Origin of the sequence: Gimesia aquarii, assembly GCF_007748195.1 — a bacterium.
Lineage (GTDB): Bacteria > Planctomycetota > Planctomycetia > Planctomycetales > Planctomycetaceae > Gimesia > Gimesia aquarii.
Genome location: NZ_CP037920.1, coordinates 5,296,528 through 5,317,440 on the forward strand (window position 1 = coordinate 5,296,528; position 20,913 = coordinate 5,317,440).

Sequence of the window (20,913 nt, forward strand, 5' to 3'; positions counted from 1 at the left end):
CCCTATTTTCTAACCCCAATTCGTTTACGCAAATAAAATATATTTGCGTAAACGAAACTCCTATTTCCTATCCACTCAATTTTAGTGACATCAATATCTTTAGATGAATTTCTCTTTACATCTATCAATAAATTGTTTATCAACAAGAGTAATGTGAGAAATAACCACCTTCGTGCCCTGCTTATTTTTAATCTATATGCGTTAATTTGCATTCAACTTCTATATCGATTTCTGAAACCAACTACGAGGTCCGATTGTGAGTGGAACTGTTGAACTCGTTACAGTAAAAACAGTCGCCAAAGCAGCTGACTGTGCAGTGAGTACGGTGAGCCGCGCATTACGTGATGACCCTTCGATAAGCGAAGCGGCAAAACAGCGCATCCGACAAGTGGCAGAGTCATTAGATTACCGTCCGCTCAGACGCCGACGTCCTAAAGCAAATCCCAGCCAGAATACACCCAGTATTCTCCAAGGCAAGCGCTTGCTCGCCCTCTCTTTAGGACTGGATCGATCGCTGATCTCACTCCCGGTTGTCAGCTCTGCGTTTAGTGGTGTCGAAGATGCATTCTCAGAACTGGGAGTCCGTTTTCAAATCGCTCACATTCCGGACATGCATGCTGTCCCCTCCCATTTAGATTTTGACCAGATTGACGGTCTGTTTCTGATGGGTGCACTTCAGGGAAAAATGCTGATCGAATCAAATAACACGTTATTAAATCGTTTATCACAAATTCCCTCTGTCTGGCTCTTAGGACGTCCCGAAGGTTGCTCAGGTGATTTTGTTGGCGCTAATGATGTTCAGGTTGGCGCGAAAGCCGCCGATTATCTTGCCGATTATGGACATCGCAATGTTGCCTTCTTGAGTCCCAAGCCCAACCACTTGATTATGATGAACCGTGAAACCGGCTTCGTTTCACAGGCAATGCGCCGCGGCTTACACGTGCAACGCTTTGTTGATGCTCCCTCAGAAGGATGGTCACTTCCCATAAAACCACCGCTGTCTACAGAGGCCGTTCAGCACCTTGTTGATCAACTTTTAAAGGCTAAAAAACGTCCCACTGCGCTCTTTGCAGGTTCCGACAGTGTCGCAGCCGTGGTTTATGGTTCACTGGCGCGGCGTGGAATCAAAGTTGGCGAAGAGATCAGTGTGATTTCAGGAAACAACGACCATGCCTTTATTACGGGTCTGTACCCACAATTAACTACGTTTGATATTCACGCCCATGATATTGGTCGGCTGGCAGTGCGTCAGATGGAAACCCGTCTGGCAATGGGCAATGCGATTGCAAACGTCGATTTAACCTTGGAATCACATCTGACTCAAGGTGAATCTGTATGTCATTTAAACAGTTAAATAAACCGAATGCTCCCCGCATAGGAACAGCAAAGATGAATCGAATCACAAGACGTGAGTTTCTTTATTCGACCAGTGCAGCCACCGCCGGTCTCACAGGAATCAACTGGCTGGAAGCAGGGAAATCAGCCAGGCCTGAGCTCACACTGGGCTTCAGTCTTTATGGAATGCCCCATTTAAAAACCGAACAGGCGATCCAGGCTGTCGCTGAGATTGGTTATGACTCTGTCGAGCTATGCCTGATGGATCAATGGGACGCCACGCCCTTAAAACTCAATACCAAACGACGCCAGGAGGTCTCTAAAAAACTGGATGATACGGGATTAAAACTAACATCGCTCATGGAGCACTGTAGCCTGCCCGGTTCAAAAACAAGTCAGCAAAAGGTTCTGGAACGTCTCAAGCGGGCGGCAGAATTAGGTCATACTTTAAAACCAGTACACTCTCCACTAATTGAAACGACGGCCGGAAACGGAAAATGGGAGGCGCTAAAAAATGAAATGCGGGACAATCTGGGAGCATGGGCCAAGATTGCCGAAAGCACGAAAACGGTGATCGCCGTTAAACCTCATCGGGGCGGTGTTGTTGATCGACCCGAGCAAGGCGTCTGGCTGGTTCAACAAATCAATAGTCCCTGGATTCGCTTAAACTATGATTATAGTCACTTTACGCATCGAAATATTTCACTCGCAGATTCCATGCGGACGATGATGCCGTTTACCAGCCTGATTCAGGTTAAAGACACCATCAAGAAAGACAAAAAAGTACACTTTGTCCTTCCTGGCGAAAGTGGTGAAATCGATTATTCCAAACTACTCAAACTGGCCGTGCAAGCAGGCTATCAGGGAGATATCTGTTGTGAAGTCAGTAGTATGGTTTTTAAACAAAAAGGCTACGAGCCGATTGTTGCCGCAAAAACCTGTTATCAGAATCTGGCTCCGGCTTTTGATAAGGCGGGAATTTCACGCGGTTAGCCAGTAACGTTTTTTCATTCACAATGTAAATGGTTAGAACATGATTGAGCGCAATCGAATTCAACAACTCATTTCACTAATGGTTTTCGTAGTTTTATTCTGCCTGGAAAATTCCCTCTTCGCTGCCGAAGCAACAAAATCATCCGCTAAACAAATCGAATTCTTTGAACTCCATATTCGTCCTGTATTGATTGAGAAATGTGCCGATTGCCATACAGGCGACGAAGACGCGGAAAGCGCATTGGCAATCAGTTCCCGATCTGCCTTAATCAAAGGCGGCGATTTCGGCCCGGCGATTGTCCCAGGAAAGCCGGAACAGAGCCTCTTGTATCAATCCATTCAACGGACGCATAAAGAACTGAAAATGCCCCCTGATGTGGATGAGAAATTAAACAAAGCAACCATCCAACATTTCAAACGTTGGATCGAATGGGGTGCCCCCTGGCCTGAAGAGAAAACAAAACCCCTCACTAAATCTCAAGCAAAGAAAACACAGTCTCTAACAACATCACACTGGTGCTTTCTTACACGTCAAGCGATCGCACCGCCTGAAGTCAACAATCCCCAGTGGTCCCGGTCACCCATTGATCGATTTATCTACAGCCGTCTACAGAAAGAAAAGCTCACACCCGCACATTTAGCATCGCGGCGTATCTTAATCAGGCGGGCCTCCTTCGATTTGACAGGCCTACCCCCGACTCCAGAAGAAGTGCAGGAGTTCCTCGATGATCCCGATACTGATCTTCATGCGTTTTCCAAAGTTATCGATCGCCTGTTAGCCTCCCCCGCTTACGGGGAGCGATGGGGCCGTCATTGGCTGGACGTCGCAAGATATGCGGACACCCAGGGAGATGTCGGAGACTTTCCCATACCGGGTGCCTATTTATATCGAAACTGGGTCATTGATGCGTTTAATACGGATCTTCCTTATGACAAGTTCCTTCAGGCGCAACTTGCCGGAGACATCCTGGCGAAACGTGAAAATGATCCCCAGCGCGCACGTCAACTCAAAATTGCCACCGGTTTTATTGCCCTCTCCCGCCGGTTCGGCAATACACGATTTGAAGATCAGCATCTGACCATCGATGATACCATCGACACCATCGGTCGTGGCATCATGGGAGTTACATTAAAGTGTGCCCGCTGCCATGATCATAAATTCGATCCGATGCTGGCTACGGACTATTACGGTTTATATGGCATTTTTGAAAGCACACTCTACCCGACGATGGGCGCTTCGAATTCCCCTTCACCAACACAACTGGTCTCAGCGGAAAACAACCCGGAGTCACAACAAAAAATCAATGCCTACTGGGATCTCCTGAGTCACTATCAACATCAAATTCGAAACCATTTCCGCCCCTGGTTGAAGCCGACTCTCAAAGAGTATGCGGAAGTCGCTAAAAAAATCAAATCCGCGAAAAAAGAGGACCAATCCAATGAGAAGTTAGAAGCACGGCGTCAAAAGCTTCTGGCTTCTCACAAAGGGAAATTCCGGGAACTGATGGAACATGGTTTACCCTGGCTCAAACAGGAAAAGGCCCGACTGGTTAAACAACCTCCCGCAGAAATGTTGTATGCGGTCATCGATGGTAAACCTCACCACGCGAAGCTGCACCGTCGTGGCAACCCCAGCAACCCGGGAGAGGTGGTACCGCGCCAATTCATTAATGTGATTTCCAAAACAAAGCCCCATTTAGATCAAAAACAATCAGGTCGAGAAGAACTGGCAAACTGGATTACCGATCCAGCCCACCCCTTAACGGCCCGCGTGATTGTCAATCGGCTCTGGTATTATCACTTCGGACAGGGGCTTGTGAAAACCGTCGATAATCTCGGAGTCCTGGGCGCAGCTCCCTCTCATCCTCAATTGTTGGATTATCTGGCCAATCAACTCATTGAACAGGGGTGGTCCTTGAAAGCACTCCATCGTCAGATGCTATTAAGCCGCGCTTATCGATTAGATAGCAAAGACATCCTCGAAAACAGCAAACGAGATCCGGAAAATGTGTTTCTCTGGAAGTTCACCCGTAAGCGCCTCGATGCCGAGTCGATTCGAGATGCCATGCTGTTTGTGTCAGGAGAATTGGACCGTCAACCAGGAGGACCGCATCCTTTCAAACCCTGGCATAAGAAAGGGTATAGTCTGAATGGGCCCTTTCATGAGGTTTTTTCATCAAAAAAACGTAGCGTCTATCTGATGACGCAGCGATTATACAAACATCCGTTCCTTGGCTTGTTTAATGGTCCTGACACAAATGAAACCACTGGCACCCGCAAGAACGCCAACATTCCCACACAGGCACTGTTTCTGATGAACTCTCCATTTGTTCCCAAACTGGCAGAAGCATTTGCCAGACGAATTTTACAGACAGAAACAACGGAAGAAAAACAGATCAAAGCAGCCTGCCAGATCGCTTTTTCCAGAAACCCAACACCCACAGAAAAGGCCGAATTTTCGCAAACTCTCGACGCTTATCGCAGGCAACTACTAAAGGAACAATCAAAACGGTCTGCAGAAGTGAATGAGGCGGCATGGACCGGATTATGCAAAGTACTGCTCACGACTAATGAGTTCTTTTTCATCGACTAATTATTTTAACATCAAAAAAGCAACTTCCACTGAGGAGTGACAAGATGCAAGACCCCACATTCATCAATCGCAGAAACCTGCTGCAAGCGGGACTCGGAACAACGGCGGGGCTTTTACTACCATCTCCGCTGCCAGCCAAACTTTCGACTCCGCATCATCGCCCGCAGGCCAAGCATGTGATTATGCTCTATATGTCGGGCGGTTACTCTCATGTCGATACATTCGATCCTAAACCCGAATTGACAAAACGGCACGATCAATCGATCGGTGAAGAAGAAAAAGCTGCTGTCTCCGGACAACCGATTGTGAAACGTTTTCTCAAAGCCCCTCTATGGAAGTTTCGTCCCAATCGAGAATGTGGCACTGAAGTCAGTGACCTCTTTCCTCATCTTCGCAAGGTGATGCACGAAACTGCCTTAATTCGCTCCATGAATAGTGATCACCGGGACCATGGTGAAGCCACACTGCAACTTCATACCGGCAGTACCACCACGGCCATGCCCGGATTAGGCGCCTGGTTGAGTTACGGGCTAAAATCTTTTAACACAAATCTACCCTCGCATATTGTGATTTCGGAACACCGCCCTTATAACGGTCCTCAATTGTGGGACGCCAACTTTTTACCAGCGGTTAATAGTGGTGTGCGTGTCGTTCCCGGCGATGAACCGATTCCCTTTCTCAAATCTCCCACTTCATATGAGAGACAACAACTGGAACTTTCATTGTTGACAAAAATGAATCAACGTCATTTAAAACACCGCATGCACGATGCACAATTAGCGGGAAGAGTCGCCTCCTTTACTGCCGCTGCAGGTCTCCAACAACAGGCACCAGAGGCACTCGACTTATCGAAAGAAACGAAGGAAACGTTAAAACTTTATGGTGCGGAACGAGGAGACCAATCCAGTTATGCGTCACAATGTATCATGGCGCGTCGTCTGGTGGAACGGGGAGTACGCTTTGTTGAAATCATTGATGCCATCGGTGCCTGCCGTGATAACTGGGATGCGGCACATCGCGATATCGCCTCACATGAAAAGTATGCCCGTCGTGTGGATCAACCCATCGCCGCATTAATCAAAGACTTGAAACAACGTGGCTTACTGGAAGACACACTATTGGTTTTTTGTACCGAATTTGGACGTTCTCCCTGGGCTCAGGATGGGAAAGGCACCAAATCTCGCACGCATCACCCCAACGCCTTTTCCTGCTGGTTAGCTGGCGGCAGTGTACGAGGAGGAGCCGTTTACGGAGAAACAGACGACATCGGAAACTATGTCGTAAAAGATATGGTCCATGTACATGATTTTCATGCGACCATCTTACACATCATGGGACTCGATCACGAAAAACTCACATACCGACACGCGGGTCGTGATTTCCGACTGACCGATGTGCACGGACATGTCGTGCAGAAAATTCTCAAAGCATAGTCCTCATTCGGACTTAATGCTTTCTGGAGGAAATAAGCGACCTTTGGCGAAGCCAGTCTTCGGCGCGACTTGGAAAAGTATCGACGTTGGAATTTTCAACTGGCCGCATCCCGTAACCGTGCCCTCCTGTTTCATAAATGTGTAGTTCAGCCCCCACACCATTCTGTTTTAACGCGGTATAAAACTCGATGCTACTTAACGGAGTGGCGCTATCGTTGTGAGCGTGCGCAAGAAACGTGGGTGGGGTCTTTTTCGAAATGGTGATAACTTCATTCAGCTTCTCCGTTTTTTCATCGAGCAGCCGCCAGGGATAAATCAACAAGCTAAAATTGGGGCGGCAAGAGACATCATCGACCTTATCTTGTGGTTTGTAGGAGCGATCTTCAAACCGGGTCGTGACAAGCGACGCTGCCTGCCCTCCGGCAGAAAAGCCGATCACACCAATCCGATCTGGCTTGATGCCCCATTCTTTAGCGCGCTTGCGAACCAGGCTCAATGCCCGTTGTCCATCCTGAAGCGGTCGCTCCGAAAAAGGAGGTAATTTCTGATTGGTCTGAGGAGTGGGCGTTTTTTGTTGCTTTGTGCGATAATGAACGACAAATGCCGTAATACCTAATTGATTCAGCCATTCAGCCGCCTCGGAACCTTCTTTGTCCGTTACCACATAACTATATCCACCACCGGGAAAGATCAAAACCGCCGTCCCGTTCCGTTTTTCAACAGGAGGTTGAAAGACATGTAACTGAGGTCGTGTAATATTCTTGACGCGCGTCGCTGGAGGATTTTCATTAGGGCGTCTGGGAAGTGGTCTGCCTGTCTCACGCGTCGTCTCGCCAGGAGCAAGCCCCGGCCAGATGTCGATGATTGCATCTGGTTCACGTGCATTAGCAAAACTTAGCATGCTCAGCTGCATGCCAGGGATGAGAAACATGATCATCATGAACCGCTTCATGCCAGAATTTCCTTTATGATATTCGACGGTTCGACACCCGTCAGTTTGAAATCGAGACCCTGATGTCGATACGAAAAACGTTCATGATCGATCCCAAGTAAATGTAACACAGTGGCATGCAGGTCGCGCACATGCACCGGATTTTCGGCGACGTTGTAACTGAAATCATCAGTGGTACCATAAGTCATGCCTGACTTGACACCCCCACCTGCCAGCCACATTGTGAAACAGCGAGGATGATGATCGCGGCCCCCTTCGGGACTGTCCCACTTCCCCTGACCGGCAACTCCCCGACCAAATTCACCGCCCCAAACGACCAATGTATCATCCAACAACCCACGTTGTTTGAGATCTTTGACCAATGCCGCGCTGGCCTGATCAGTATCACGACAACGCGCCACACACCACGACCCCAGGCGACTATGATGATCCCAGTCCGGGTGAAACAACTGCACGAAACGCACGCCGCGTTCGATCAGTCGTCTTGCCAGCACACAGTTGGCGGCATAGCTACCCGGACGACGCGAATCGGGTCCATAGAGCTCAAATGTGGATTCCGGTTCATCACTCAAATCATTTAACTCGGGAATACTGGACTGCATCCGCCAGGCCATTTCATACTGACGAATTCGCGTTTCTATTTCCGGGTCACCCGTTTCTTTGAGACGCATCTGATTCAATTCGGCAATGCCATTCAACATTCCTCGTCTCACTTGACGAGGGAGTCCATCCGGATCACGAAGATAAAGCACGGGCTCTTTCGAATTACGAAGCTTTACTCCTTGATAGCGGGATGGCAAAAAACCGCTACCCCAATAATGATCGTAAAGTGGCTGATCACTGGGACGCTTCATCTTGGAAATCAAAACCAGATAATCGGGCAGATTCCGATTCTCACTACCCAGCCCGTAGCTGGTCCAGGCACCAATCGACGGTCGTCCCGCGAGTTGATGCCCTGTGAGGAATTTCGTCATTGCAGGGGCGTGGTTAATCTGATCGGTCACCATCGATTTAATAAAACAGAGTTCGTCGGCTACCTCTCCATGATAAGGCAACCACTCTCCGAGTGTCGCACCACTTTCTCCATAACGCTTGAACTTAGTACGCGAAGGCATAATCAATTGTTTTTGATTCGCCGTCATTGTTGTGAGTCGTTGCCCGCGTCGCACGCTTTCTGGCAATTCCTTGCCGGCCCACTTCATCAGTCCCGGTTTATGATCGAACAGTTCAATCTGTGAAGGACCACCTGATTGCGTAAGAAAAATCACGTTCTTGGCGCGGGGAAGTTTATGAGGTAAACCTGCCAACCCCGGTGCCTTCCTTTGATCAGCGTGCGCGAACTTTGTTGCTTCTAGAAGCCCTAAAGCCATCGCTCCCAGGCTCACTCCAGCTCCATGTCCCAGAAAATAACGGCGGGAAACATCCATTGCCTGTTTTATGATTTGATCATTCATGGGTAATTGCCTCATCCAGATTAAAGACCATACTCGCAATGACCATATAAGCGGCAAGCTCGCCAGGATCAACTTTGCTGTTATTTGGCGGTTGCCCCACCTCCAATAGTTTGAATGCATCCCGTGGATGACTTCGATAATGTTTGTGTGACATTTGGAATTCTCGCTCCAAAACGGCTTGCTCTCGTTTGTCCAAAGGTCGGGACAAAATACGACGAGCGATATAATCAAGCCGCTTTGGAATGGTAGTCTCTTTCGCCATCGCAGTCCGCGCTAACTCGCGTGAGGATTCCAAGACACTCAAATCATTCAGCAATGTCAGAGCCTGCAATGGGGTATTCGTTCTACGCGGACGCACTTCACACACACGACGTTGTGCACTATCAAACAAAAATGTAGGCGCGCTGGATCGTCGCCAGAACGCATACAAGCTGCGTCGGTACTGAGCGGCTCCCTGACTGGGTTCATAACGATAGCGCCCCATGAACATTTCCGCCCAAACCCCTTCTGGCTGATAAGGCATGACGGGTGGACCTCCCAGCACCGGATTCAATAATCCGCTGGCTCGTAGCACCGCATCGTGAATCATCCAACTTGGTAGACGAAACCGGGGCCCGCGCGCCAGCAGTCGATTCTCCGGATCGCGGGCTAATAATGCGGGGGAAACGTTGCTGCTCTGTTGATAGGTCTGGCTGGTCACGATCAGACGCAGGATATGCTGTAAATCCCAATCGTGTTCCATCAACTCTACCGCTAACCAGTCAATCACTTCAGGATGAGTAGGACGTTCTCCCTGTAAGCCAAAATCTCCCGGCGTCCGAACGAGTCCCATACCAAAACACATCTGCCATAAATGATTGACGACGACCCGCGCTGTCAACGGGTTCTCACGGGAGACTAACCAACGCGCGAGATCGAGACGATCCTTTGTTTTTTCTTTCGGTAGCGGAAAAATGGCTTCTGGTACCGAGCGAACCACTTCTTTTCCATGTTTATCCCAGACACCCCGTTCCAAGATAAATGTTTTGCGAGGTTCCTTTCTCTCTGCTAAAACCATTACATTAAGGTCACCCGCCGCTTTTTTCACTTTAGAAAGCTGTGCATTCGCGCGATCCAGGTTTGCTTTTCTCTTCTGATAAGCTGCATGATCAACGAGAAACTGATTCAACAGTCTCTTTCTCAACTTCGCATCAATTTTTGAATCCTTACCCGACTTGACTGCTGCCAATTCTTCTAGGGGCATCGGATTCAGTGATCGCACTGCTTGTCCGGGCTGATCTGTCAACATCACACGAAATCTCCCAATGTTCGCGTTACCCACTGTCGAACGATGTAACATGACGAAGATCAATTCTTCCTGATCGTCCAATACCAACGGTTCCTTTAATGCAAAAACGGCCATATGTCGCTGCTTCGGATCATGCGATTCCGTCGTCCAACCATTACGGGGATCATCATCCAGCGTGTCTTTGATTTTTCCGTACTTACGGCCTTTGGCATTTTTCTCGACATCAGCAACAGCACTGGAGATTTCAATATCCCTTAACTGAGAACTCCCCTGACGACGCACCTGAAGCTTAACATCAGTCAAAATAAATTCACCATTTGCACCACGGGTTAATTTTCCATCCGTGTGCGAAGTATGCGGAAAGACTTCCAGCCTCAAGCCCGTTACACGTGGTAAATTCGTGGAAGCAATTAAGCGATAATCATCCTGTCTGGGGTTAGGTCCACTGGTTTGAACCGTGCCATCCGCTTCTTGCGTGAGAACTGTTCCTTCGATTGATTTCAACGATCTGGTTTGAGGCAGATGCCAAGACTGAAACCCCTGCTGTACTAGATCGGTTTGTTTAACCAGCCACGGTTCAAACTCTCGTTCTGCCTGTTTTCGAGCGGCAGCCTCTAATGGTTTTCGTTCATCTACCACCTGCTGCGCTTCTTGGATGGCTTGCTTACCAAAGGGGGATTTATACTTGAGATAAGGCTTTGCCCGCGTACCGGCTTTGCCGTCCTCATCAATACTGTTAAAGAACGCAAACAGGCTGTAAAAGTCGGCCTGGGAAACCGGATCAAACTTGTGAGAGTGACATTGGCAGCAACCCAGAGTTAATCCCAGCCAGACCGTCCCTGTAGTGTTGACCCGATCAATAACATAATCAATTCGCGATTCCTCCGGATCGCGGCCCCCTTCGCCGTTGGTCATATGGTTGCGATGAAAACAGGTAGCCAACTTCTGTTCTGGCGTCGCATTCGGTAATAAATCGCCTGCGAATTGTTCAATCGTGAACTGATCGAACGATTTATTTTCATTGAACGATTCCACAACCCAGTCCCGCCACGGCCAATTGGTACGCGTCGCATCTCCCTGAAAGCCATCAGTATCAGAGTAACGCGCGAGATCAAGCCACCACATTGCCATCCGCTCGCCATAATGTTTTGATTTCAGCAAACGGTTCACGAGCTTCAGATAGGCATTTTTAGATTCGTCATTGATGAAAGACTCCACTTCTTCGGATGTCGGAGGCAATCCGGTTAGATCAAAAGAAAGCCGCCGAATGAGTGTTCGTTTTGAGGCCAGTTGTGAAAGCGTTAAACCCTCGTCCGCCAGTTTGCGTTGGACTAACTCATCAATCGGATTTACTTTGGTAGAAGACAAGTCTACCTTCAACGGTTTCTCAAATGCCCAATGCCTGCCCCACTCTGCTCCCTCGGCGATCCATTTTTTAAGCGTTGCAATTTGTTTCTTTGTTAACTTTTTCCGATGAGAATCGGGGGGTGGCATTAAGAGATCAGGATCACTGGTTGTAATCCTGGCAAATAATTCACTCGCCTCTGGTTTTCCTGGAACGATGACAGTCGTTCCATCTCGATCCTGAGTCGCCTTTTCACGTTGGTCAAGTCGCAAGTCTGCTTCTCGGTGTGTGTGATCAGGACCATGACAATGAAAACAGCGGTCGGACAGAATCGGCAGAATATCACGACTGAAGTTCACTTCACCCGCCAGGCAGATCTTATCGAAAGTCAATAAGACGAAAACGATTATTAATGGTTTGAAAAGGCTGGCAATTGGTTTCAAAACAGAAGGATATCCAAGTGAAGAAATCATGAGGTAGGCAAAGTCATACACGCAGTAATTTCATGTTACTTAGGGGGTTACCTCAGGTCCAGAGAAACCACTAAAAGTCGCCTCCAGGGAGTAGACTGGATTCACGTCATTTTGCAATGACCCGGTAATGCTCTGCTATACGAGGCTGACTTGGTATGAAGTTTGAGTAGATAACAAAAAAAGCTACTTTGGTAGCTTTTTGTTTATTATCAAGAATAGCTGAAAATAAGTTGACCACCCCCCTTAACTTTATATAATTAAATAATTAATACTAATGTATATTAATAATTGATTGTATATTAATTAAGTTGTGTATGAATTACTAGAAAAGACTTATTTTTTTAGGAGTAATCAAAGTTCTCCGAATCAGAACTTTTGATTTTATAAGTTTAAGAAAATCAGACGCTCATAGTTCCAGTTTTCCAAATATATTTATTCGTTTTTTAAAGGAAATGAACAATGGATCATTTAGTGAGAAGAAAGGCGTTTACGTTAATTGAATTATTAGTCGTGATTGCCATCATCGCAATTCTGATTGCCTTGCTCTTACCAGCGGTGCAACAAGCCCGCGAAGCGGCCAGGCGATCACAGTGTAAAAACAATATGAAACAACTCGGTCTCGCCTTCCACAACTACCATGACACTTTCAAAAGCTTACCAAATGGAAGTCACCCCACACCAAGTTATCCTGGTGGTGGTTACCACATGGGCTGGGTTCCTAAAATATTTCCATATTTGGACGAAGCGAATCGGCTTCAGTCAATGCAGGGGTTCTCACCAAACCCCATTACCGAACTCGGTCCATGGAGAATCAGCGCTGCACCACATAATGGAACTTCGGAAATCTGGGGCCCCATCCCTGTTCTTGCCTGTCCCTCATCAGCTTTAGGTGATCGATCTCCGGATATCACCAATTCAACACTTCCCTGGATTGTGACTCATGGAGCACTTCATTATCGAGGTTGCGCAGGTCGTATTGAAGACGTTACGAATCCTACAGATGGAAACAACTGGAGATGGGCGAACACTGGTTTAATATACCCTCTGAGTAACACGAAGTTTCGCGATGTCACAGATGGACTCACAAATACCATTTTGCTCGGTGAATCTTCTTCTTCTCAAGGCTGGTCTAGCGCGATGAAACGAGGTTGGGGTGGTATCCAACCCTGGACATGGGGCATCTATTGGTATACTGATACGCGACGACTTACTCTGGATAGTAAGAACATTCAATTCCCCATTAACTATCGCGGTGATTTTGGAACGAACCATACGCCTTATACCAGCTATCACGTTGGGGGAGCTCACTTCATGATGGCCGATGGTTCGGTGCACTTCATCAGCGAGAACATCGATCTTACATTGCTCAAATCTCTAGGAACACGTGCTGGAGGAGAAGTACTCGGTGAGTGGAACTAAACCCCCTCTAACAGTTTCACTCTAAATGGTCACAGAGGAGGGATCGAGTTGTTTCTTGCTCATCCCTCCTGACTGCGTACTTTGTTTGAGTCAATTAAAAAATCTCAACATCCTCTTATAGAAATACGTAATAAGGTATTTGCGATGAAATTGAATCTAACTCACTCCTATACTCACTTGACATACCCATCTCGCACTGTCCTGTCATTCGTCTGTGTGGTTTTATTATCAACATATGGCTGCGGCGACGGTCATCCCAAACGCTCGATTGTAACAGGTACTGTGACATACAACGGCAAACCATTAAGTATTGGCTCCCTTGTCTTTGTTCCCGTTGGCGGTGGTCCCTCCGCACAAGGAAAAATTGATCGCAATGGATTCTATGAAATGGGAACCTTTGATGATGACGATGGCGTCATTCCCGGTAATTACAAAATTATGATCACTGCCCTTACCAGTCCTGGTGGTTCAGGCTTGCCCGAAGACGCCGTCGATGGAAACGCAGGACCCGTATCAGTAATTCCGGAATGGTATGGTGACCTGGAAAAATCCGGACTGCAAGTGACAGTAAAGGCAGATGAGGAGAATACCATTGATTTACCTCTCACCGACGATAAGCCCAAAGATCATATTACCAATTAAGAACATGTAAAGGTCTTTAGCATATATGCAAGATTAATGCATCAGGCTGTTCTTGTAGTTCCGAAAGCCAGACTCAACCGGTCTGAATCTATATCTTTATGCCTGGAATTTGCTTTTTTGTTAACTGTCTTGTATCGGTAACCTGCAAATCAAGCAAAAACAACCCTCATATATAGTCTCGAACTGCCTACCAGCGTCTCTCCGTTCGCTTTCATCGGTATTCAAGGATATAATCAAGCTATGGCTTACTATTCGTGTGTCTTCGTTCGCGTTGATGTAAGCCTCTTTCAGTAAACGGTCCATTGAATCGCTCAAGGCGGTAATCGATAAAAATATCGCTAACATAAAGTTCATCGATGAGTACGAAATCGCATTCCAGTCGTAAACAATTCGAACAATACAAAACAGAATTTCATGAAGAACATGCTCCCCAACAGGGCAAAAAATCTTCAAAACGAGAACGTTCTTCATGGGAACTGGTTCGTAGCTTCTTCGATCTGCTAAAATTACATCGTTGGTCCGTCATTCTCTCATTGGTCACCTTGACCATCGCCACACTCCTGGCACTCATTCCTCCCGCAGCAACAAAATTTGTCGTCGATTATGTTCTGGATAAAAACCCACTCCCTCCGATGACGCCTCAGTGGATTCCTCATGAACCCTGGCCACTATTGGTCTTTATCACGATTAGCGTCATTTTGATTTCAATGATTCGTATCGGATTACAAATCTGGGGGCGCTGGCACGCGACTCGCGTAACCAAACTCATTCAAATGAAAGTAAGAAAAGACGTATTTGCACAAGCAGTTCGTCTCCCCTTGCATCGTATTCAGGAATTAAAATCAGGTGGGGCGGCCAGTATTCTGCGTGAAGACGCCGGCAGCGTAGGTGAACTGGTTTTTGGGATGCTCTATAACCCCTGGCGTGCCATCATCCAATTATTGGGGAGCTTAATCATTCTGGCCTGGGTGGACTGGCGATTGCTCCTGGGCGCACTGTTTCTAGTCCCCATGGTTTACCTGACGCATCGTACGTGGATCAGTCGAATTCGACCACAGCATCGAAAAATCAGGGCGCAACGCGTGAACGTTGATGGTTTGGCAACAGAATCATTTGGTGGCATGAGGGTCGTCCGTGCCTTTGGCAGACAGCGTTCAGAAACAAGCCGCATTTTACGCGGGAACCATTTGATGGGACGCCAGGAATTGTACGCCTGGTGGTGGTCGCGACTCATTGAAATCGTGTGGGAAACCGTGATCCCCGTCGCGTCGGCATGCCTGCTTTTATATGGTGGCTGGCAGGTACTACAAGGACAACTCACCTTAGGTGACCTGGTGATGTTTCTTGCCTATTTATTAATGTTACTGGGTCCATTAGCGGTACTCGCTCAAAGCGCAGCTCAGTTTCAAAATAGTCTCTCCGGTTTTGACCGCGTGCTCGATCTATTAGCAGAACCCCGTGAAATGGAATCATCCACCGCGCAAACGATTGGCAAATCAGAGATTTCCGGACGGATCACGTTCGAAAATGTCAGTTTCCAATATCCCGGCTCAGAACAATTTGCATTGCAGGATATCTCTATCGAAGTTGAACCGGGTGAAACCATTGCGCTCGTCGGTCCCAGTGGTGCCGGCAAAACCACGTTCTGCAATCTTGTCGCACGCTTCTACGATCCAACCACAGGACGTGTATTACTCGATAATTCCGACTTAACAGAGCTTGATGTCGAAAGCTATCGTAATCACATTGGCGTCGTAGAACAGGATGTCTTTCTTTTTGATGGAACGGTGGCCGATAACATTGGCTACGGGGACCGTCACACTATTGACGCGGAAATCCTACACGCAGCAGAAATTTCCAACGCACATGAATTTATTAAAGATCTTCCCCAAGGCTATCAGACGTTAATTGGTGAACGCGGCGTCAAGCTAAGTGGAGGACAAAGACAACGGTTGGCCATTGCCCGTGCGATTCTGGCAGATCCACGTATTTTAATTTTTGATGAAGCAACCAGTAATCTCGACACAGAAAGTGAACGATTAATCCAGGCGAGTCTGACTTCATTAATGCAGGATCGTACCTGTTTTGTGATTGCACACAGACTCAGCACAATTACGCATGCGGACCGCATCGTTCTATTTGAAGCAGGACGTATTACGGAAATTGGCACTCATGATGATCTTATGGAAGCAGACGGAAAATATCGCGAGATGGTACTGCTACAAACCAGCCCCGCTGAAGTCAGCTAAGATGAGCGAACCTGCACGTTGTGTGCACATTCGTCTTACCTGATCACATTCGCTGTTTGATTTTGCAAATTGAAATGCCTCTTTCGCATGTCTATAATTTGATATGTCAACAGATGATTGATCTCTCTTTCAGAAATTCAACTTTGTTAAAACTACGGGGTGTTCCCCAAAGGAAACAGTATGATGAAATTATTGCACCATGGTCGGTATGCTTTGTTATTGAAGTTCAGTCTCGCTTTGGGAGTTTCAATCGGGACAGCTCAATATAAAATCGACCAGCAAGGGGTTGCTTATGCCGGAGAAACGAAAGGTGTGTCTGCAAATAAGTCTAACAAGGTGCTGTTAGGCACGGGTGATCTGACATCCGGTATTCCAGGGAAAGGCCCGTTAACCTTCAAAGAAATTAAGGAATGGTTGAATCAATCAGAAAATCATGAAATCCTGGAAGTAAGTTTGCCACTCGGCCTCAGTGCGGGAACCGCACAAATTGTAGGCCTCAAAGAAAATCCTCTCACCAGGGCAAAAATAGAACTGGGCAGACAGCTTTATTTCGATAGAAGGCTGTCTGTAGATAACACTGTCAGTTGTGCCAGTTGTCATCATCCCAATGAAGGATATGGACGTCATACACAATTTGGAGTGGGTATCAAGGGGTTGGAAGGGGGACGTAACTCTCCTGTCAGCTACAACCGCATTCTCAGTGGTGCACAATTCTGGGACGGACGTGCCGCTTCATTGGAAGAACAGGCGGTCGGCCCCATCGCTAATCCGATTGAGATGGGAAATACGCACGAAAATGCTGTAAAAACAGTCAAAGAGATTCCCGGCTACCAGATACAGTTCGACAAAATTTTTAAAGAGGGAGTGACGATTGACAATATCGGCAAAGCCATCGCTTCCTTTGAACGAACCCTGGTCACAGGCCCATCACCCTTTGATTTTCAGGAGCAGCTCCGTCCGTTCCTGAAAATGGACAAAGAAGATCTTGAGGATCTGGAAGAGGAATACAAGGCTGCTTTAGCATTAACCAAAGCAAACCCGATGTCAAAAAGTGCTTTGCGGGGACGTACGTTATTTTTTAGTGAAAAGGTAAACTGTGCTGCCTGCCATTTAGGACCGAATCTGGCAGACGAAAAATATCATAACCTCGGCGTGGGAATGACAGTCAAGAACCCTGATTTGGGGCGTTATGTTGTTACCAAACAGGAAAAAGATAAAGGTGCTTTCAAAACGCCCACCATTCGTAATGTGGCTCTAAGCGCTCCCTATATGCACGATGGAGCTTTTGAAACTCTGGAGGAAGTTGTTGAGCACTACAACAAGGGAGGCCACCCGAATCCTTATCTCAGCGACAAAGTCAAAAAACTGAACCTCTCGGATCAGGATAAAAAAGATCTGGTCGAGTTTATGAAGGCCTGTACTGGTGCGTTCCCCAAAGTAGAATCCGGACGGTTACCTCAATAAAGAAATAGTATTCCCATTAAAAAAACAGCCTGGTTTTAAATACCGGGCTGTTTTTGTTTCCAGTATGAAATGTCGTGCTGTATTCTATAGATATGAATAAAACAAGAATCGTATCATTCATTAAAGGCTGAGCGTGTCAAACCCCAATCCGACGAGACCGGGTTCACCTGTCTGGAAATCTCTGGAAACATGGATCGCCCTGTTTACGATCATCATGATCGCCATCCATCTGGTGTTGCGCTATGGGCTGATTAGCGCTGAAATTACACAGAACATACCGCTCTGGTTAGTCCTCAGCCTGGGCGGCACACCTCTGGTTTGGGGACTGTTGGTCAAAATAATCCATCGTGAGTTTGGTTCGGATCTACTGGCGGGAATTTCCATAGTTGTCTCTGTTTTATTGCATGAGTATCTCGCAGGCTCTCTGGTTGTATTGATGCTTTCCGGGGGAGAAGCATTAGAAGCCTATGCCGTTCGTAGTGCTTCCTCTGTGCTGCAAGCATTAAGTAAAAGGATGCCCTCGATTGCTCATCTCAAAGTCGATTCGAAGGTTGATGATGTTCCCTTGGAACAAATCGCCATCGACGACACGTTAGTGATTTTTCCACACGAAATTTGCCCCATTGATGGAGTGGTACTCGAAGGTCATGGTGTGATGGATGAATCTTATCTTACGGGTGAGCCCTATATGATGTCCAAGACACCGGGATCTCAAGTGCTCTCCGGTGCCATTAATGGTGAATCGGCTCTCACGATTCGCGCGGAAAAACGGGCCGTGGATTCCCGTTATGCAAAAATCATGCAGGTGATGCAAACATCGGAACAGCATCGCCCCCGCATGAGACGAATGGCTGATAAACTTGGTGCGTGGTACACACCACTTGCCGTTTTGATTGGACTGGTGGCCTGGTTCCTTTCTGGTGATCCTGTGCGATTCCTGGCGGTGATGGTTGTTGCTACCCCCTGCCCGCTGCTAATTGCAATTCCGGTTGCCATCATCGGTTCGATTTCTCTTGCAGCCCGCAGAGCAATCATTGTTCGCGATCCTACCGCGTTGGAAACTGCCGACACTTGCCGTACGATTATTTTTGATAAAACAGGTACATTGACCTATGGTAAGCCGGTACTGACGGAACAGTTATGTGAAACCGGATTCGAACCAGACGAAGTCCTTTCCCTCGTAGGTAGTCTGGAACGATTTTCCAAGCATCCATTGGCGGTCGCCATTATGACTGCGATGCAGGAAGCCAAAACCGTGATTCATGATGCCACTGAGATTAGCGAACCGCCGGGAGAAGGATTGCAGGGAACGGTCGCCGGACAAAAGATCCAGATCACAAGTCGCAAGAAACTTCTCAAACAACAACCCGATCTTGCAGATCAATTACCACCCCAGGCAGGAGGTCTGGAATGTGTGATCCTGATCAACAACCAATATGCTGGTATCTATCGTTTTCGCGATACACCTCGTACCGATGGACTCTCCTTTATTAATCATCTCTCACCACAACATCAAATCCATCGAACTATGCTCGTCTCCGGCGATCGGGAATCTGAAGTCCGCTATCTTGCGGATCAAGTAGGAATCGACAATGTTTTTTTCAGTCAGAGCCCCGAACAAAAGCTGGAAATTGTAAATACCGAAACAAAAGACACCAACACGATCTTTGTGGGTGATGGAATCAACGATGCTCCCGCCCTGATGGCGGCAACTGTGGGAGTCGCCTTTGGTCAAAATAGCGATGTGACTACCGAAGCCGCTGATGTGATCGTGATGGATAGTTCTTTACAAAAAATTGATGAATTTCTACATATCAGCCGTCGTATGCGACGGATCGCCCTGCAAAGTGCTTTAGGAGGCATGGGATTGAGCATACTGGGTATGCTGCTCGCTTCAGCCGGATACTTACCACCGGTAGCCGGAGCTATCTCGCAGGAGGTCATTGATGTACTGGCCGTGCTGAATGCACTGCGTGTTGCCCTCCCGCCTAAAGCCTTGATCGACTTTAAAGTGTGATAAGCTGTTTGAAATTCAAATCACAAAAGAAGTCGCTTTAATTTCGATCAGAATTGGCCTTTGAGTGTGTGCCCTTTGGTTCAAAATGGATGGTAGGTTTACCATCTGCATATGAGACCACAAAACGTCCGTCTGATGTCGGGTAAATCACATCCTGTTTTAACTCAAAATCGGTGGGTGATTTACGAAGGCGGAACTTCTCTCGCCCGGGGATCATGTATTCGCCACCAAATTTCGTCATCATCTTGGTTCTATCACCGAGCGAATGACCGGTTGATCTGAAAACCACCTTATCAATATCCTGGGGAGTCACAAATTTGGCTTCCACATCCAGGTTTGCGGCTTTCATATTTTCATACATCTGTTTTGCATCAGGAAAGAGACAGTAACTGTCAGTGGTTCCGTGAATGATCACAATTTTTGTTTCATGCCCCAGATCTTTCATTACTTTTAAGTGTGCGGGATTCCCAATGTAGCGAATCTCTTGAGCTCCCGGCGTCAAATAACTGGCAGAACTTTTATCCTGGCTGTAACGCGCATTCAACACACTGCCGCCGGGTAAGTTGAATGCAATATCATCGGTGAGTCGTGGCATTCCACAAATATCAACGACACAGGTAAATGTATGGGGTGCCAGTTTATTACACATCAAAGTCACATTCCCACCACCGGAACCTCCCGAAGAATAGATTCGACGAGAGTTAAACGGAATTTTTTCTTTGATCAATTCATGGTATACAAAAGAAAGTGCCCGCAATGCATCAATGGCCTGCAAATATCCAAAATCATAAGGTGCTCCGACTTGTGTTTTCCAGGAACCACTTTGCACGTAATCCACAGAGATCGCAATCACGTTTAGTTCTTTAGTGAGTACGGCCGGATTCCCGGCTCCCGAAGTATTGGTTCCCCCCCAATTATGCAGGTTGAGCATCAAACCGGTCTCTGTAGTCACATTTGCCAGTTTGTTACCGGGATAATAGAGATACACTTTGACCGAACGTGGTCCTGGCTTGAATGGCCATTCCTGAGTTTCGATTGAAACGGTTCCATTCTGAGCAGGTAACTCTGCCGCCTTTAAACTTGCTAACCAAAGTACCTGACAAAAGAGAGTGAATAGGACAGAAAAATTCTGGATCATCAAATTGACCTTATTCTGATTGAATCTCATCGGGATAGGTAGTCGCACTTAAAATCGCTTGACGAATGCTGCTAGATTGATCATGGTGAATGAGTTGGCCTGAGTCAACACAAACGAT

At 47.2% G+C, this 20,913-nt stretch carries 13 protein-coding genes; 9 read left to right on the top strand and 4 right to left on the bottom strand.

The window, feature by feature from the left end; genetic code table 11:
- Positions 1-256 precede the first annotated feature (256 nt).
- The 4 genes from V144x_RS20295 to V144x_RS20310 are packed head-to-tail and all read left to right on the top strand — an operon-like array spanning position 257 to position 6,354.
- Positions 257-1,354 carry a LacI family DNA-binding transcriptional regulator gene (locus tag V144x_RS20295; protein WP_144987578.1) on the top strand — a complete coding sequence of 366 codons (1,098 nt, stop codon included), beginning with the start codon at positions 257-259 and terminating at the stop codon, positions 1,352-1,354.
- Entirely contained in the window at positions 1,336-2,328 is a 993-nt protein-coding gene (locus tag V144x_RS20300) for a sugar phosphate isomerase/epimerase family protein (RefSeq protein ID WP_232102584.1), read from the top strand. Before V144x_RS20295 ends, V144x_RS20300 begins: the two co-directional genes overlap by 19 nt.
- Positions 2,329-2,368: 40 nt before the next feature.
- Positions 2,369-4,921: a PSD1 and planctomycete cytochrome C domain-containing protein gene (locus V144x_RS20305; RefSeq protein WP_144987580.1), complete on the top strand. Its 2,553-nt coding sequence runs from the start codon at positions 2,369-2,371 to the stop codon at positions 4,919-4,921.
- A 44-nt stretch (positions 4,922-4,965) separates the two neighbouring features.
- Positions 4,966-6,354, top strand: coding sequence for a DUF1501 domain-containing protein (locus V144x_RS20310; RefSeq protein WP_144987582.1), 1,389 nt, complete (start codon positions 4,966-4,968; stop codon positions 6,352-6,354).
- Between the two features lie 13 nt (positions 6,355-6,367).
- Here the strand turns inward: V144x_RS20310 and V144x_RS20315 are convergent, their stop codons facing one another.
- Genes V144x_RS20315 through V144x_RS20325 form a run of 3 tightly spaced genes read right to left on the bottom strand, consistent with a single transcriptional unit; the run spans position 6,368 to position 11,887 of the window.
- A complete protein-coding gene (locus V144x_RS20315) occupies positions 6,368-7,306 on the bottom strand; it encodes an alpha/beta hydrolase (RefSeq protein ID WP_144987585.1) in 939 nt (312 codons plus the stop codon).
- The gene (locus V144x_RS20320; RefSeq protein ID WP_144987587.1) at positions 7,303-8,760 is read right to left on the bottom strand and encodes a DUF1501 domain-containing protein; all 1,458 of its coding nucleotides are present in this window, start codon (positions 8,758-8,760) and stop codon (positions 7,303-7,305) included. The genes V144x_RS20315 and V144x_RS20320 overlap by 4 nt, the downstream gene beginning before the upstream one ends.
- Positions 8,753-11,887, bottom strand: a complete 3,135-nt coding sequence (locus tag V144x_RS20325; protein ID WP_232102585.1) for a PSD1 and planctomycete cytochrome C domain-containing protein — start codon at positions 11,885-11,887, stop codon at positions 8,753-8,755. Before V144x_RS20325 ends, V144x_RS20320 begins: the two co-directional genes overlap by 8 nt.
- 438 nt (positions 11,888-12,325) lie before the next feature.
- Here V144x_RS20325 and V144x_RS20330 point away from each other — a divergent pair, with 438 nt between their 5' ends.
- The 5 genes from V144x_RS20330 to V144x_RS20350 all read left to right on the top strand — a co-directional run bounded on the left by V144x_RS20330 (position 12,326) and on the right by V144x_RS20350 (position 19,657).
- Positions 12,326-13,285 carry a DUF1559 domain-containing protein gene (locus tag V144x_RS20330; RefSeq protein ID WP_144987589.1) on the top strand — a complete coding sequence of 320 codons (960 nt, stop codon included), beginning with the start codon at positions 12,326-12,328 and terminating at the stop codon, positions 13,283-13,285.
- 144 nt (positions 13,286-13,429) lie between these two features.
- Positions 13,430-13,927 (top strand): hypothetical protein, encoded by a 498-nt coding sequence (locus V144x_RS20335; RefSeq protein WP_144987591.1) that lies wholly within the window; start codon positions 13,430-13,432, stop codon positions 13,925-13,927.
- Between the two features lie 356 nt (positions 13,928-14,283).
- Positions 14,284-16,176, top strand: a complete 1,893-nt coding sequence (locus V144x_RS20340) for an ABC transporter ATP-binding protein (RefSeq protein WP_144987593.1) — start codon at positions 14,284-14,286, stop codon at positions 16,174-16,176.
- Between the two features lie 180 nt (positions 16,177-16,356).
- Positions 16,357-17,640, top strand: a complete 1,284-nt coding sequence (locus tag V144x_RS20345) for a cytochrome-c peroxidase (protein ID WP_232102586.1) — start codon at positions 16,357-16,359, stop codon at positions 17,638-17,640.
- A 214-nt stretch (positions 17,641-17,854) separates the two neighbouring features.
- Positions 17,855-19,657, top strand: coding sequence for a heavy metal translocating P-type ATPase (locus tag V144x_RS20350; protein WP_144991039.1), 1,803 nt, complete (start codon positions 17,855-17,857; stop codon positions 19,655-19,657).
- Positions 19,658-19,694: 37 nt separating this feature from the next.
- On the opposite strand, the gene V144x_RS20355 is transcribed toward V144x_RS20350, so the two are convergent.
- Positions 19,695-20,795, bottom strand: a complete 1,101-nt coding sequence (locus V144x_RS20355; RefSeq protein WP_197998548.1) for a prolyl oligopeptidase family serine peptidase — start codon at positions 20,793-20,795, stop codon at positions 19,695-19,697.
- Positions 20,796-20,913 lie beyond the last annotated feature (118 nt).

What these genes read in the sequence shown, in the direction of transcription:
- V144x_RS20300 (WP_232102584.1), top strand. Translation starts at nt 1,336, where the DNA reads ATGTCATTTAAACAGTTAAATAAACCGAATGCTCCCCGCATAGGAACA.
- V144x_RS20305 (WP_144987580.1), top strand. Translation starts at nt 2,369, where the DNA reads ATGATTGAGCGCAATCGAATTCAACAACTCATTTCACTAATGGTTTTC.
- V144x_RS20310 (WP_144987582.1), top strand. Translation starts at nt 4,966, where the DNA reads ATGCAAGACCCCACATTCATCAATCGCAGAAACCTGCTGCAAGCGGGA.
- V144x_RS20315 (WP_144987585.1), bottom strand. Translation starts at nt 7,306, where the DNA reads ATGAAGCGGTTCATGATGATCATGTTTCTCATCCCTGGCATGCAGCTG.
- V144x_RS20320 (WP_144987587.1), bottom strand. Translation starts at nt 8,760, where the DNA reads ATGAATGATCAAATCATAAAACAGGCAATGGATGTTTCCCGCCGTTAT.
- V144x_RS20330 (WP_144987589.1), top strand. Translation starts at nt 12,326, where the DNA reads ATGGATCATTTAGTGAGAAGAAAGGCGTTTACGTTAATTGAATTATTA.
- V144x_RS20335 (WP_144987591.1), top strand. Translation starts at nt 13,430, where the DNA reads ATGAAATTGAATCTAACTCACTCCTATACTCACTTGACATACCCATCT.
- V144x_RS20340 (WP_144987593.1), top strand. Translation starts at nt 14,284, where the DNA reads ATGAGTACGAAATCGCATTCCAGTCGTAAACAATTCGAACAATACAAA.
- V144x_RS20345 (WP_232102586.1), top strand. Translation starts at nt 16,357, where the DNA reads ATGATGAAATTATTGCACCATGGTCGGTATGCTTTGTTATTGAAGTTC.
- V144x_RS20350 (WP_144991039.1), top strand. Translation starts at nt 17,855, where the DNA reads ATGATCGCCATCCATCTGGTGTTGCGCTATGGGCTGATTAGCGCTGAA.
- V144x_RS20355 (WP_197998548.1), bottom strand. Translation starts at nt 20,795, where the DNA reads ATGATCCAGAATTTTTCTGTCCTATTCACTCTCTTTTGTCAGGTACTT.